Raw genomic sequence first — 15,309 nt, forward strand, 5'->3', positions numbered from 1 at the left:
GCTACAATTTTATGGCAGGCTCTTGGTCATCAAAGAAAATATAGTTCAAAAAGTCTAGGTATGGTTTCAGTATAAAGCATGCTTCAGTAACTTTTTGAACAAAATTATCCGCCGAAACTTCTTCGTTTGAAAATTGATGCCAGAAAAATAATTGCTTTTTACGGAGCAACTCAATCTCTGGATGCTCTTTTGAATATCCTTTTGGGGCCGACTTTACCGATTCTCCTTCGGCCTCACCAAATGCCTTTATAAAATCAGGATTGTAAATGATTGATTTTAATTCAGCAGCATTATAATCAATTTCTTGTCGTAGTTTTGCCAATTGTTCAGACGTAGGCGAATACATACCGCCTCCTATAAACGATTTGCCGTCTTCAATATGAAGGTAATAGTCCATTCTGCCAGCTTTTCTACCACCAGCCGAAAAACTAGCCGACAACCACGTTTTGTAAGGTGCTTTGTCTTTACTGAACCGAACATCGCGCGCTATTCTGTAATTACAGTCTTTTACTTCAACGCCAGTCATATCTTCAAAAGCACCGATAGCACCAATGAGTTCTTTGATAGTAACTTCAAAATCGGCCTTTACGCCATCATACGTTTTTTTGTTGGCATGAAACCATTCTCTGGTATTGTTTTCTTTGAGTAAATTTAGGTAATCGAAAGTTGAAGTAGGAACAGCCATTCTTGACAATTTTAAGGGGATAAAAAAAACGATAATTTATTAGGTTGAAAATACTTAATTCGTGAAGTTACGTAAAATCAGGTAACTCGATTTGATGGATTCATGGATTTTACTCAATTTTGCAAAATATTAACATCCGTTATATTTTATTTTACGATTATACCCTTTTTTTAAAATGCGCATTCTAACAGGCATACAAGCATCAGGCAGACCCCATTTAGGCAATGTTTTGGGTGCAATTCGTCCAGCCATCGAATTATCAAAAAATCCAGCTAACGAATCTTTTTTGTTCATAGCCGATTTGCATACACTTATTTCATTAAAAGACGGCAAGCAACTTCGTGAAAATACGCATGCCATTGCTGCCGCTTGGTTAGCTTGTGGTTTTGATGCAGACAAAAATTTTTTCTATCGCCAATCTAAATTAGCGGGCTATCATACTGAATTATTGTGGTATTTAAGTTGCTTTGCACCTTTCCCAATGTTGGCGAATGGACATAGTTTTAAAGAAAAATCTGAAAGATTAGCTACTGTCAATGCTGGATTATTCACTTATCCAGTACTACAAGCTGCTGATATAATGCTATATGATGCCAATTTAGTTCCAGTAGGTAAAGACCAACGCCAACATCTTGAAATGACAAGAGACTTGGGTGGGGCATTTAATAAGCAATATGGTGACGATACTTTGGTGATACCTGAAGCCATCATAGATGAAACCGTCATGGTAATTCCAGGGACTGATGGACAAAAAATGTCAAAATCTTATGGAAACTATATTGATGTTTTTTTGGGTGAAAAAGATTTATTGAAGGCCGTAAAGAAGATTGTTACAGATGCTACACCACTGGAAGAGCCAAAGAACCCTGAAACAGACAATGTTTTCAAACTATATTCTTTGGTAGCAACAAACGACGAAGTAGAGGAAATGAGGGCTAATTACTTAGCTGGTGGTTATGGCTACGGTCATGCCAAACAAGCGTTACACCAAGTATTAGTACGTGAATTTGCCAAAGAAAGAGAATTATTTAATTATTATATGAATAATATCCCTGAACTAGAGCAAAAATTAGAAGAAGGCGAAGCGAAGGCAGAAGTAATTGCTAAAGCGACTATCGAGAGGGTTCGTGAAAAATTGAATTTCTAAATCTTATAACAACAATTCTGATGAATCAACTTGATACGGAGGTATTCTTATGGCTTAATTCACTGCATAATAATACTTTAGACCCAATTATGGCGTGGATTTCTGCCAGAAATTCTTGGATTCCCTTTTATGCACTTATCATTGGTTTATTAGTATGGCGTTATAAAAAGCAATCAGTTGTTATGATACTTACCATTATAGTAAGCGTAGCATTAGCGGATCAAATTTGTTCATCATTTTTTAAGCCATTAGTAGAAAGACTCAGGCCTTGCCATGAACCAACTATTCAACATTTAGTACATGTAGTAGGCAATTGCGGAGGTCAATTTGGGTTTTGTTCCTCTCATGCAGCTAACTCGTTTACCTTGGTAGTATGCTTAATATTATTAGTGGGCAAGCAATATGGTTGGGTTAAATACCTATTTTTATGGGCAATAATTGTTTCGTATAGTCGTATTTATATAGGAGTTCATTATCCACTTGATGTACTGGCAGGTGCTGGAATAGGCGTATTTACTGCCTTTATATCATTCAAACTATATCAATTCTATGTATCGAAAAATGTTCATAAAATATCCTAAGTTGTTATCATTGCTTTTTGCATTGGGTTTGTTGACTGCTTTTATCAGTAACGAAGAATCAGATGGAGTTGTAGGAGTGTGGTTTACAGAAGATAGAGCATCTAAAATTCAGATTTTCAAACAAGACAATCACTATTTTGGAAAAATAGTTTGGTTAAAGTCTCCAACGGTGAATGGCAAGCCCATTTTAGACGCCAAAAATCCAGAAGAGAAATTGCGAACCAGACATGTCCTTGGACTTGTTTTTCTTAACAGGTTTGTGTTTGAAGGCAATAATAGCTGGGCACAAGGAGAAATTTATGATGCTCGCTCAGGGAGAACTGTATCAGGTAAAATGTCTCTTAAAAATAAAAATACGTTAGATTTGAGAGGGTTTATTGGCAAACCTATTTTTGGCAAAACAGTAACTTTAGTCAGAGCAGAGTAAAAACCTATTACTATCCAAATCCTTAGCAAGGGACTTAAGTCCCTCGCTAAGGATAAAATTGGAATAAGACAAAAAAGCGGTCAGAAAACTAAAACCATGTTCTGTGGCACACAGAACATTAAAGTTAAATATTCATATTGATGGTTTTATTAACCAAAATAGTCAAGCATTATGTTCTGTGTGCCACAGACCACGGTTTTAGCGGTCAGAAATTAGTTTTCTAACCGCTTTTTGTGATTCAACAATTCAGAAATTTTATGTTTAATCATTTAATGACAATAAAAACAACATCGTATCTACACCATCAGCATAATCCCACAACTTAGGCATTTGTGTTTCTCCGAAAAGAATACTTCCCTCAAACCAAGCATCTTTTGAAACAATACATTGAATTTTATCAGTTTTATCTGCTATTTTTTGTTTTAAATCTTCTTCATTTTGATAGGTTTCATAGAAGATAACAGAAATAGGAGAGACCAACGACTCATTTTTAGTAAGTATCAAAAAGCCATTATCATAATGATGTACTTGATTTACTAAATAAATAGACTTATTATAGTCGTAGTTGTTCTTATATTTATTATGGTAAAAAACATCACCCAATGGTTCGATAGTATCATAAAAATTTACAAAGTCATAATCCTCAGGAACATAAAACTTTGAGATATTTCTGCATCCTAAACCGTAATAATCTGTAATATCTTTTCCTAGTGCAAAGAAATCATCTTCTGTTTCACTACCATTTAGAATAGCAACGGAACTTCTATTCTGGCGAATGATATGCGCTTTATTTCTGAAATAATATTCAAAATAACGAGCCGAATTATCAGAACCAGTAGCGATTAAAGCATCTACTTCGTTCATTCTTTCGCTAATTCTAATGCCCAGAGTCGGGCTGATTTCTAACAACTTTTCAATCAAAGCTAACATTAATACCGAATCCTGCGAACTAACCTTTGCTACACATTCATGCCCCGCAATGACAACCGTCAATAAATCATGGAAACCTACAGCAGGAATATTCCCAGCCATTATCACACCAATACTTTTTATAATTAGAGGTCTATCTGGTATTTCATATAACCCTACCCATCTTTCCAAGGTATCTCTATCTAAATAAAAATCAGCGATTGATTTGATAGCATTCTTAGTATTTTGGGGTGTAAACCAGTTGTTTTGATGCGAAGCCCTATCTGCCCATTCCTCAATGATTGATTGATTTTCTTCGTCTCTTAAGAAATTTCCTAAGGTAACGAATGTTTCAATTCTTGCTTGTAAATCCATTTTCTGTACTTTTTTTACAAATTTACACAAATACAACGAAATATTTTTTTCAATAGTCTTCAAACTTTATAGGCTATTCAATGTTTAACTGTTAATTTTGTGAATGATTTAAATAAATAGAATGTTTTAAATTCTGACAGAGGTATTAAATCAATTTAAGAAAGCATATACAATTAAAACGAAGTTTTTATGGCAATTATCATAACCGAAGAATGCATCAACTGCGGTGCTTGCGAGCCAGAATGCCCTAATACAGCAATTTATGAAGGTGGAGTAGAATGGACTTGGTCGGGTGGAACCAAATTAGTAGACGTTGAACTAGAAGACGGTAGTGTTATTGGAGGTAAAGACCCAATGACTCCTATTTCAGATGAATTTTATTACATCGTTTCCGATAAATGTACTGAATGTATGGGTTTCCACGAAGAGCCACAGTGTGCAGCTGTTTGCCCAGTAGACTGTTGTGTTCCTGATCCAGACCACGAAGAAGACGAAGAAACCCTTTATGCTAAAAAGGCATGGCTACACGCTGAATAGTCTTTTTTAATTTTAGTTGAAAGCCCTGATTTAGAGATAAATCAGGGCTTTTTTGTTTGAATAGTTATATTTTTTCTTGATATTTTACTTTAAGAATATTTGGTTTTTTGTCAATATTACAGAATATGTTAAAAATGAACTTGTAGGGTAAAAATATTGACTTTTTTCCCCAATATGTGGTTAAAATTATACCTGTTTTGGATTATTTTTTGAAAAAAAGCCTAAAATAGGTTAAAAATTTGCACATAAAATTTGGAATAGTAAATTTTACCTATAATATTTGCACTGTAATCAAGCATTAATATTTAAACATTCAACCAAATATTATTATGAAAAAAACCTTAATCACGTTATTTTCTTTGTTTTTAGCAGTTCCTGCATTTTCTCAAGAAAAAGAGGAAGATAAAGGTAAGTTTACCTTCTCTGGCTACATTGATTCTTACTATTTAGCTAACTTCAATAACCCAAGAGATATGTCGAATACAGGTGCATCTAAAACAGCTAGAGCATTTGATCAAAAAACTGGGTTTTCATTAGGTCTTGTTCAAACTAAAATTGGATATTCTACAAGTAAATCAGATGTAGTTGTTGACTTGACATTCGGTCCGAATGCTGACTTAGGAAACTATGGTAACGCATTTAGTGTATTAGGAAATGGTTCTGCTGGTTCTTCTTTAGCAATCAAACAAGCTTATTTCAACTGGAAGGCTACAGATAAATTGACTTTGACAGCTGGTCAGTTTGGTACGCACATCGGATATGAAGTAATTGATGCTCCAGTAAACTATCATTACTCGCTTTCTAACTTGTTCAACAATGGCCCATTCTATCACGTTGGTGTGAAGGCAGCTTATGCATTCTCTGACAAATTTGCTTTGATGGGTGGTATTGTAAATGGTGTTGATCAACTTTACAGCAATAATAACAAACCAGGTTTAATTGCTCAAGTGTTTGTTCAACCTGTTGCAGGCTGGAACGTTTATGTAAATGGAATCACTATCAACCGTAACAGTAAAGATGCAACTACGGGACTTACTGCTTCAGGAGCATATAACTTGTTAGATGTAGCAACTACTTACCAAGTAACAGAGAAATTCTTATTAGGTTTCAATGCTGCTACAGGTGTTCAAGATGTTAATGGTGACGGTAAATATGAAAATGAGTCATGGGGTGGATTTGCAGTATATCCAAAATATGATTTCTCAAGTACTTTCAGCTTAGGCGCAAGATATGAGTCTTTCTCTAATACAAATGCTATTACTGCTCTTTCAATCCCAAATGCAGATGGCTCAAGAACAGGTGTGACAGTAAACTCATTCACTATCACGCCAACTTTCACAGTAGCTGACGGTCACTTATTGTTGAAGCCTGAATTCAGAGTTGATTCTTATGACAAAAATTTCTTCGTAGATGGTGACGGTGTAAGTACAAAATCTCAATCTACTTTTACTTGGGCAATGATTTATAAGTTTTAATGATAAATAATCACATAATCAGCTAGAATATAGCTGGTTATGTGTAATTTAGTTTCTGTAAACAATTCCATAATAAACCCCTAAAACACTAATCACAATGACACAAAAACCAACATTTATTCCAATTCTCATTTTGCTTATTATTGCAATTGCAGCGGCGTTTGTTCCGGCTCCAGGTGCTGCAGTAACAGAAGGCATTGATACAGGTGATACCGCTTGGATGCTAGTCTCTTCTGGTTTAGTATTATTAATGACTCCTGGTTTAGCTTACTTTTATGGTGGTATGGTAAACCACAAAAACGTAATTTCTACAATGTTGCAATCTTTCATTGCAATGGGGGTAATTACAGTTATTTGGGTAGTATTTGGTTTCAGTTTAGCTTTCGGTGATACTATCGGTGGTTTTATTGGTAACCCTTCTACTTACTTTATGTTCCAACATGTATTTGATGGTAAGCCTTGGTCTTTAGCAACAACTATTCCATTTGCTTTGTTTGCATTTTTCCAAATGAAATTCGCGGTAATTACTCCAGCACTTATTTCAGGTGCTTTAGCTGAGCGTATTAATTTCCGTGCATTTGTGTTGTTTATGGTTCTTTTCTGTGTAATTGTTTATGCACCATTAGCACACTGGACATGGCACCCAGAAGGTTGGTTGTTTAAATATGGTGTTCTTGACTTCGCTGGTGGTACTGTTGTACACATGAGTGCAGGTTGGGCTGCTTTAGCAGGTGCATTATATTTAAAACGTCGTAAGTCACATGTTGAAGCTAACATTCTTCCTCCAGCAAACATTCCTTACGTATTATTAGGTACTGGTTTACTTTGGTTTGGTTGGTTCGGTTTCAATGCTGGTTCAGCAGTAGGTGCTAGTCCATTAGCAGTATCTGCATTTGCAACTACTCACGTAGCGGCTGCTTCTGCTGGTCTTTCTTGGATTTTATTTGATGTAACACGTGGTCGTAAAGTATCAGCTTTAGGTTTCTGTATCGGTGCCGTTGTAGGTTTAGTTGCTATTACGCCTGCTTCAGGTTTTGTTTCGGTAACAGCCGCTATCACAATTGGTACAATCGCTGCTATCATTTCAAACATTGCTGCACACTGGAGAGCTAATTCTAAATTAGATGATACTTTAGACGTATTCCCTTGTCATGGTGTAGGTGGTATGGTAGGTATGGTAATGACTGGTTTATTTGCTTCTAAAGCAGTTAACCCTGCAATCGCTGAAGAAGGTTTATTCGTATCTGGCGATGCTGCTTTATTTATCAAACACATGGTAGCTCTTGTAGTTGTTTCAGCTTTCGCATTTGGTCTTTCGTATTTCTTATTATTCGTTACTGATAAAATCATTCCTTTACGTGTAACTGAAGAAGAAGAAAGAGTAGGTTTGGATATTTCTCAACACGATGAATTCCTTGCAGAAGCATAAAATATTAAAACTTTACCACAAGTAATGGTTCTTGTGGTTTTGTTTCAGAAGGAAAGCCCTCAGACTATGTCAGAGGGCTTTTTATGCTTTTAATATGCCAAATACTAAAAGTGATGGCACTAAAATGGCAGTTATTTTGGCAAAGCCATCCGTTTTGACTTAGAAACTAAAAAAATAACAAACATGAGTTATGCCGAATTTTTCTTAAAATAGGAAGTTTAACAAAATAGTCTCATAGAGGCGAAATATCGGTAGTTACTAAATAACGTTTTCCTCCAAGCCCCATCGGGGCGAAATATTTCTCCCCGATGGGGCTTGGAAGAGTTAATAAAATGCTTCTTCTACCGATATAGTGTTCTTAACGGAACCATAATCTGTACTCGTCGTAAATCAAAAAAGCTGTCGAAAAACTAATTTCGACAGCTTTTTTATAATTTTGAAATTCGGGATGACTTATGTTTGCTAAGACTATTATATACGACTATTTTTCAATCATATTAATCTGCATTAAGAATAGGAATAAGAAGTGAAGCATCAATCTCAATGCTTTGATATCCATGTTGCTCAGTATATAACAAGCAAATTACATTGTCGTCAGTGTTTGAATATGCAATAACAGTAACGATAAGGTCTTCTGGTTGATTTATAATGTGAGCAGTAGTCCCGAGTTCTAATTTATGTGCCATATAATATTGGGATTTATGGTGATTTTGTTGTACTATTTATTTAAAGATAGTGCAAAATCTTTAAATAATAAAATCAAGGACTGTTTTTTTAGTTATTGCGATACAAAATAAAGTGCATTTGAAAGAGTAAGTGCAAATCTTAAAGAAAGGCTAGAAACGCAAATTCTACTAATAATACAGGTGCTGGCAGTTATTTTGCCAAAGTTCTTAATCAATAAATATTAATCTGTAATTTTATAATGAAGGGTATTATTAACGCTGTTGCTATATTTGCGTATGAATGAAATAAATCCTTGGAATAATATCCCATTGTCCGACTATGAGCTTCATATGCAACATGAAGATGTCAGTCAAGCTCAATTACTCAATTTTTTAACTAGTAAATACTTAAAAAACTACAACCCTAAAAACGTCTTGTTTTTAGGCATAAGTGGTGGCAATGGATTAGAGCATATAGATATTGACTATGTAGAAAGAGTATGTGCCATAGATATAAATAGTTCCTATCTTGAACAAACTCAGCAAAGATTTGGTGATAAAATCAAGCAATTAGACCTTGTGAAGGTAGATATTGGTTCATCAAATGATGCTTACATTAAAGCAAATTTTGTTTGGGCAGCTTTAATTTTCGAATATATTGATATGCATAGAGGCTTTGAATTTATCAAGAACAATACAAATCAGTATTCCAAGGTAATTGTTACTATACAATCAAATAATGGCGTTCAGACTGTCAGTAAAACAGGAGTTGAATCAATAAAATCTGTTGCAAGTATTTTTAAAACTGTTGACAAAGAAGAATTACAACACAAAGCAATGTCGTTTGGATTTGAATGTGTTGGTTCAGAGGAAAATTTTCTACCTAACGGGAAGTCTTTATTAACCTATATATTTTCTAAAATAAGCTAACAGGATTTTACTTATTCACTACATTGAGCTGTGAAACTATCCTCATATCCTGTTTAGATTTCAAATTTGGGCTTGTTTTTTGAAATATAAGTATTTAATCCTCTTGAAGCCTTTGCAAGATTTTTCATCTCTTCTACCGCCTCTATACCAGCACTTTTATAGGAATATTGGTATATTGTCCCTTTCTTGAACTTGACCTTGATAAAAGTATCCTCTATTTCATAACCAATCACACCGGATGGTTTAGGACCTGTGGTAATATACTGTTGCATAACCTATAGATTGTTTAATTTTGAATAAATCATATTATCTTATTAACAACGTATATTGCGGTTTAAATTAGATATGAATTATCTATTTTTATTGAAATAAAGATTATTAGAACTTACTTCGAGAAACTGTATTTAATAGACTATTTACCTTCTCTTAAATTTTTTAGAGTAATCATTAACCTCATTATATTTTATAAGGTACTATACTGCTTCTTTTCTCCATAATAATGGAACTAGGTTCTTTATCTCCCTTTTATAAGAAATATTCAATATCTTTGCGGACCACAAGTTTGGTTTCTTGTGGTTTTGTTTTGTTATAAGAAAGCCCTCAGATGTTATTTGGGGGCTTTTTACAGTTTTTTGAGCCATCAAAGGCTCAGTCAATGGCAGTAAAATGGCAGTTAGAAAAAAATAGTATGGTTGCAGAGGATTCAAAAAAGAGAAATCACCTAATAATTTCACCCTCGTTAGTTAAGTCAAATGGCAAGTCTGGATGGTACGTAAAATTCTATGCTTACAACACCGATAAAGGTGAAAGCAAACGTATAAGGGTAAAAGTAGCTGGTAGAACAGAAAGAGATAAGGTAAAAGATGCGGATTTTATCATTAAATCCATCAATGAAGCTTTTGAAAATGGGGCATATATAAGCGACGTTAAGCGAACGCAAGAGGTTAAAGTAGTGGATATTTTAACGGTTGAAAAAGCTTTGCTAGATTTCCTTAATTTCAAAAATGCCACGTTGAAACGACGTTCACGGGAAACCTACAGGACTTGGTACAATACCATAATGGAGTACCTCAAGTTAAAAAAACTCAATCAACTGTTCTTTACTGAACTCAGGAAAAAGAATATAAGAGAGTTTTTCGATTGGTTACTAACAGATAGAAAATTAAGCAATAAGTCATACAACGATTATATAGGCTTTGTTTCAGGTTTGTACAATCATCATGTAGAAAGAGAAAACGTTGAGAAAAACTTAGTCGTAGGATTTATCAAACGACAAAAAGTTATCTCAGGAAAACACGTACCCTATACTTTTGAGCAAGCACGAAAAATTAGAAATTATTTTATGGAACTAGGCGACCTAAAAACCGCTACTTTCCTAGAATTTTGCTTTTATACCTTGGCTCGTCCACGGGAAGAACTGAGAAATTTAAGGTGTGGGGATATCAAAGAAGATACCATATATTTTGAGCCTGAAAATGCAAAATCTACCCACATGAGTTATATCGTAATTCCGGAGCCGTTAGAAATAATTATCAAAGAATTAAAACTAAGAGAATACCCACCAGAATATTACATTTTTACGGTAAGTAAAGATTTTGTCCCTGGACCAAAACCAGCGAATACCCAATTCTTTTATCTGAAGCTTAAAAAAGCATTGAAAGTTTTAGGCTATACCGATAAAGATTACGACTTATACAGCTGGAAACATACTGCTGTTTGCCATCTTTTTTTATCTGGAGTAGATATCGAAAGTATTCGACAACAATGCAGGCATTCAGATGTTGTACAAACAATTCAATACCTGAAAGACTTAGGTATGATTAGAAACTCAGAAATAAAACTCAATTTCCCTACATTGTAAAAATAAAATGCTCCTCTCGGTAAAAGAGAGGAGCAAGGGGTAACCTACTTAAACCGAGCAGTAACCGCCACCAGCGCACCCATATCCTTAGTACTTTTAGCAGTGTTGGCGGTGTTCGTGTTAATACTCCCCAACAAACGATTCATATCACCTCGCATAGCTTTTACCTCGTCTAATATCGCCCGCTCCGCCACATTCACATCCTTTAGCTCCTGCACTGCATCAGCTCCGTTTTTGCGGATATCTTCCTGAAGCTTCGTGTTTTCTGCAATGGCTGCTTCCTGAGCAGATGTATCACCCAAACCACTGTTATAAGCTGGACTGTTCCCATCACCAGCAGTTACGGCCGCATTGTCTTGAATCTCCTCTCTTTGTTGCTGCTCCTCACTATCCTGACGCTCTTCTTCTCGTTTTTCACGAATACGTTCCTGCATTCGCTCATCAAAACTCCCACCATCCGAAAACATCAAACCACCTTCCCGATAGATAGGAGCGCCATTTTTGTGCAATGAGCTGTCCAACAACTTATCCACCACAGGTTTATTATTTTGATAAGTATTTCTCGAAAGAATCATGATAGGTTCGCCACCTTCCATTTCTCCAATCTCATGTCCGCTACTTCTATCAACCAAACTTATACCTGAATCGCCATACTTGGCGCCATGTCTTGGTCCCTGAGCTACACCAGCATTTTTAATTACAGCTCCTTTCTGGGCAAATGTTCTGGAACTGATGGATGCCACTTGTACGCCCGTCATGACCCCTGCGGCCGCTGCTGCGATTAACCCAAAAGGCCAGCCAAACATGGCCAAAGATTTAATAATAGCCTGAGCACCATTAATCAATGCCTGGGCGATATCCATTTTCTTTTGTTTCTCAAAAGCTTCCTTTCTCAACTGTTGCTCTTTGGCTGCATACTGCTTGTTTAGTTCGTCGGTTTTTGCTTCAAACTGGTCCTTTGTAATCAGCCCTTTATTATACTTCTCCTCCCAAGCCTTCAGCTGTTCATTCTTTTCTTTAGTGAGGTTGTTTACATCCTTCTGGAGCTTCAAATCATTCAACTTTCGCAAGAAGTCAAAGCCTTCATTGGCATAATCAGCCACCTTATCGGTATGCTCCATGAACTTGGTAGTACGTTCACTCAAGTTTTTCTTATCAGCTCCCAGCTTTGCCGAAAGTCCATCAATAAAGCCCTTATAATCACCATCCATCAGACCTTTTAAGCCCGCAAAGAATTTCTTATTATTCTCGTCTCTTAGCTTATTATGTTCTTCCAGCTCCTTGGTTTTCGCCTGTTGGTACTGAGCCGTCGCCAATGAACTTTGAGCCAAATACTTTTCATCCAAACTCATTTGGTTGGTTCGGTACTGGCGGTGTAGCTCAGTAGTATCTTTTCCAGAAGCAGCAGCTTTCGCCACCTCAGCGTCATAAGCTTCTTTTAAAGCTTTCTTTTCAGCATCTAGCTCAGTTTGAAGTTTTTGAAGGGTTTCTCTTTTTTCAATATCCAATCGTTGGAGCTTCAACCGCTGGATTTCATCCTGGTTATTACGAGCTGTCAGCAACTCATATTCATTGATCGCTTTTTCAGCATCAAAACTATTCTTTATCCGAGTCTGGCGCTTCTGGTCCTGGTCTTTTTCTATCTCCAGTGCTGCTTTCTTTTCATCCGCAATTTTCTCGTCCCGGGCTTTTTTCTCCAGCTCTGCGATATCGCGAGAAAGTTTATCATTTAACGCTTGTTCCCAAGCTGCTTTGGTGGCTTGATTTGCCTTAGAAGTGGCTATTTTCTCAATTTCCTGCTGAGTCTGTAATTTCAGTTTGGCAATATTTCTAGCATTTTCGTCTTTTATGCTATCAATATCCATTTTCTTGATTTCAGCCAACATTTGTTTATCCTGGGCAATACCATCATCTTTTTCTTTTTGAGCTTTTTCTTTGGCTTTGGCCAGCTCGTCAGCCCTATGTTTTACAGCTGCTTTTTCTTTGGCTGTTAATGTAGCTTTATGTTCAGATTGCTCATTTTCGGCTATTTTCTTAGCATTCGCCTTGGCATCTGTAGCAGTTTTATCATTGGCTTTTTTGTTGTTGGCGTCGTTTGCTTTTCGCCCTTCCTCCATTTTGTCAGCATATCCCTGCGAAAAAGCACTACCAATTTTCTTTCCTGCTTGAAGAAAGATATCTGGAGTAATGGCCGAAAGCAATCCAGTAAATACACCTACCGCTTTTTGGGCTAAAGATATGATGGTATTAATAGGGCCTGAAAGTGTTGAAATACCTGACTTTATATAAGTAAAAATGGTATTCATGGCATTCCATCCAACATTTAGCAAAGTCATAAATGTTTGAATCTGCCCAGAAACGATGGCAATAACCCCTTGAATCAATGCTGATTCTTTAACAAAATTGGTAATGTGTGTGATTAGTTTTTGAACAAATTCAATCCCTACTTTCATACTTTCCCAAAGTCCATTTACTACACTCCGTAAGGTTTCCGAGTTATTGTACCAAGTTACCAAACCACCTACCAGTAAAGCGATACCAGCTATTACTGCACCAATTGGATTGGCAGATAAGGCAGTATTTAACAACCATTGAGCCGTCGTACTTGCACCTTTCGCAATGGTAGCCGCTTTTTCTCCAGCCGCATGAGCAATACTTGAAGCTGTTGCAATAATCAAATGTCCGTTAAATGCCAAAATAGCTGCACCTAGGGCAACGAACATCGTTTTGTTTTCTGAAATGAAAGAAGGGACCGCACGAATTACATTGACAAAAGTGATAAAACCAGCAGTCAATTTGACCAACATTGGCTCTAATCCAGCACCAATTTCAGTTTTCAAAGTGGCCATCGTAGCAGTGGCCTGCTTGCTTTGAAACTCTAATGTACTGGTGTTTTTGGCTGCTTGGGTATAGGCTTCTGTAGTACCCGTAAGTTTTTTGGTAAGTTCAGTGATTTCTTTTCCGTGGGTTACGATATGCTGGGCTGCTACTACGTTTTCTTTACCAAACATCTTGGCAATTTCAGCAGTAGTCATCTGCTTTTTACCCAAATTTTCAATGGCTTTATCAAGTCCAACAATCTGCGGATTTGTTTCCTTTGAGCCAGCTGAGAGGGTTAATAATACGTTTTTAAGTTGGTTACCAGCTTCACCGCCTTTTAATGATATCGTTGAAAGTGATTGAAGAACCGCATTGGTTTGCTCATAACTAACTTTAGAGGCGGCCGCTACTGTACCTGAGTTTTTCAATGCTCCAGCCATTTCCTCAATTTCTGCCGAGCCTTCCTTAGCACCAGCCGCAAGCACGTTAATGAACCTACTGGCCGAGCTGGCAGGTTCACCAAACTGGTTTAAGCTACTGGCCAAAGCATCAGTAGCAGGTCCTAATTCCATTTTAGACGCCTGAGCCAATTTAATGGCTTCACCAGTAGTGGCCGCTAACAATTCTTTTTGGTCCAGTAATTCAGGCTTTGCCGAAGCCATCATTTTATAGGCTTCGAGCATATCGCTACCCAGTATACCAAACTGAGGACCCGTTTCTTTGGCGGTATCAGTCAAATACTTTAGGTCGTCTCCAGTCGCCCCAGTAACAGCTGCTAAATCAGCCGCAGCACTTTGAAACGTTTTAAATTCCTGAACAGAATCCTGAACAAAACCATAAATAGCCTGCCCCGCTTCAAAAACTGACATCACTGAAAAGGCACGGGTAAAATCCTCTTTAAATTGTGCCCAAACGCCTTTTTGCCTTTCAGGTTCTTCGCCCAGGCTACGCATATCATTTCTGACCTCAGCCAGAATCGGGTTAATTTCGGCTAGTCTATGAGCTGCCGCATTGTATTCATCAGAACCCACCACACTATCTTTCATGACACGGACCAAGTCGCCTTGTAGTGCAGTAAGTTGCTTAACAGTCAGCTGGGTGACATCCATTTGCTGACGAGCTGTTTCAATGGCGGCTTCTAATTCTTTGACTTCCTTTTTGGCGTCAGTCCATTCTTTGGTACCCTTCTCTAGCATCGCTAATTTGTCCTTAGCTTCAACTAACGAAGATTCAATTTTGGATAATTCAGAAACAAAGGGCTGGCCATTAAGGCGAAAAACGATGGTACTTTCTTCTACTAAATTCATTGGTACAGAACATTAGGTTATTCAATACCAAGGTAGAGAAGGGAAATGGGGGAGGGTAGGACAAAAAGATAGTAGGAAATTTAAAGCAAAAAAATACCCTCTCTGTAAAGAAAGGGTAGTAGTAGAGTGAGGTTAAAACAAGAATTTAAATTTCCAATTCA

Annotated in this window: 13 protein-coding genes; 8 read left to right on the forward strand and 5 right to left on the reverse strand. The window is 36.8% G+C overall.

Annotation, left to right across the window (positions count from 1 at the left end; all coding sequences use genetic code 11):
- Window position 1: 1 nt before the first annotated feature.
- A complete protein-coding gene (locus AC1RNE_RS01130) occupies window positions 2-685 on the reverse strand; it encodes a DUF2461 domain-containing protein (RefSeq protein WP_492799222.1) in 684 nt (227 codons plus the stop codon).
- Between the two features lie 175 nt (window positions 686-860).
- Here AC1RNE_RS01130 and trpS point away from each other — a divergent pair, with 175 nt between their 5' ends.
- The 3 genes from trpS to AC1RNE_RS01145 are packed head-to-tail and all read left to right on the forward strand — an operon-like array spanning window position 861 to window position 2,840.
- Window positions 861-1,832: a tryptophan--tRNA ligase gene (gene trpS, locus AC1RNE_RS01135; protein WP_492799223.1), complete on the forward strand. Its 972-nt coding sequence runs from the start codon at window positions 861-863 to the stop codon at window positions 1,830-1,832.
- A gap of 20 nt (window positions 1,833-1,852) precedes the next feature.
- Window positions 1,853-2,413 carry a phosphatase PAP2 family protein gene (locus AC1RNE_RS01140; protein WP_492799224.1) on the forward strand — a complete coding sequence of 187 codons (561 nt, stop codon included), beginning with the start codon at window positions 1,853-1,855 and terminating at the stop codon, window positions 2,411-2,413.
- Window positions 2,394-2,840, forward strand: coding sequence for a DUF2147 domain-containing protein (locus tag AC1RNE_RS01145; RefSeq protein ID WP_492799225.1), 447 nt, complete (start codon window positions 2,394-2,396; stop codon window positions 2,838-2,840). Before AC1RNE_RS01140 ends, AC1RNE_RS01145 begins: the two co-directional genes overlap by 20 nt.
- A 261-nt stretch (window positions 2,841-3,101) precedes the next feature.
- Here the strand turns inward: AC1RNE_RS01145 and AC1RNE_RS01150 are convergent, their stop codons facing one another.
- Window positions 3,102-4,124 carry an aldehyde dehydrogenase family protein gene (locus AC1RNE_RS01150; RefSeq protein WP_492799226.1) on the reverse strand — a complete coding sequence of 341 codons (1,023 nt, stop codon included), beginning with the start codon at window positions 4,122-4,124 and terminating at the stop codon, window positions 3,102-3,104.
- A 189-nt stretch (window positions 4,125-4,313) separates the two neighbouring features.
- On the opposite strand from AC1RNE_RS01150, the gene AC1RNE_RS01155 reads away from it, so the two are divergent.
- The 3 genes from AC1RNE_RS01155 (at window position 4,314) to AC1RNE_RS01165 (ending at window position 7,565) form a co-directional block, all read left to right on the forward strand.
- Window positions 4,314-4,661, forward strand: coding sequence for a 4Fe-4S dicluster domain-containing protein (locus AC1RNE_RS01155; RefSeq protein WP_309916782.1), 348 nt, complete (start codon window positions 4,314-4,316; stop codon window positions 4,659-4,661).
- Window positions 4,662-4,990: 329 nt separating this feature from the next.
- The gene (locus tag AC1RNE_RS01160; protein WP_492799227.1) at window positions 4,991-6,136 is read left to right on the forward strand and encodes an outer membrane beta-barrel protein; all 1,146 of its coding nucleotides are present in this window, start codon (window positions 4,991-4,993) and stop codon (window positions 6,134-6,136) included.
- A gap of 97 nt (window positions 6,137-6,233) precedes the next feature.
- Window positions 6,234-7,565, forward strand: coding sequence for an ammonium transporter (locus AC1RNE_RS01165; RefSeq protein ID WP_492799229.1), 1,332 nt, complete (start codon window positions 6,234-6,236; stop codon window positions 7,563-7,565).
- A gap of 497 nt (window positions 7,566-8,062) precedes the next feature.
- Here the strand turns inward: AC1RNE_RS01165 and AC1RNE_RS01170 are convergent, their stop codons facing one another.
- The gene (locus AC1RNE_RS01170; protein WP_492799230.1) at window positions 8,063-8,251 is read right to left on the reverse strand and encodes a hypothetical protein; all 189 of its coding nucleotides are present in this window, start codon (window positions 8,249-8,251) and stop codon (window positions 8,063-8,065) included.
- Window positions 8,252-8,527: 276 nt separating this feature from the next.
- Here AC1RNE_RS01170 and AC1RNE_RS01175 point away from each other — a divergent pair, with 276 nt between their 5' ends.
- Window positions 8,528-9,160 (forward strand): hypothetical protein, encoded by a 633-nt coding sequence (locus AC1RNE_RS01175; protein WP_492799231.1) that lies wholly within the window; start codon window positions 8,528-8,530, stop codon window positions 9,158-9,160.
- Window positions 9,161-9,213: 53 nt separating this feature from the next.
- Here the strand turns inward: AC1RNE_RS01175 and AC1RNE_RS01180 are convergent, their stop codons facing one another.
- Entirely contained in the window at window positions 9,214-9,432 is a 219-nt protein-coding gene (locus AC1RNE_RS01180; RefSeq protein WP_492799232.1) for a hypothetical protein, read from the reverse strand.
- A gap of 332 nt (window positions 9,433-9,764) precedes the next feature.
- Between AC1RNE_RS01180 and AC1RNE_RS01185 the strand changes: the two genes are divergently transcribed.
- On the forward strand, window positions 9,765-11,021 hold the full coding sequence (locus AC1RNE_RS01185) for a tyrosine-type recombinase/integrase (protein WP_492799233.1): 1,257 nt from the start codon (window positions 9,765-9,767) through the stop codon (window positions 11,019-11,021).
- Window positions 11,022-11,065: 44 nt separating this feature from the next.
- Here AC1RNE_RS01185 and AC1RNE_RS01190 read toward each other — a convergent pair whose 3' ends face one another.
- Window positions 11,066-15,148: a phage tail tape measure protein gene (locus AC1RNE_RS01190; RefSeq protein WP_492799234.1), complete on the reverse strand. Its 4,083-nt coding sequence runs from the start codon at window positions 15,146-15,148 to the stop codon at window positions 11,066-11,068.
- Window positions 15,149-15,309: the final 161 nt, after the last annotated feature.

It is taken from the genome of Arcicella sp. GW822-FHT02H01, from assembly GCF_058802005.1.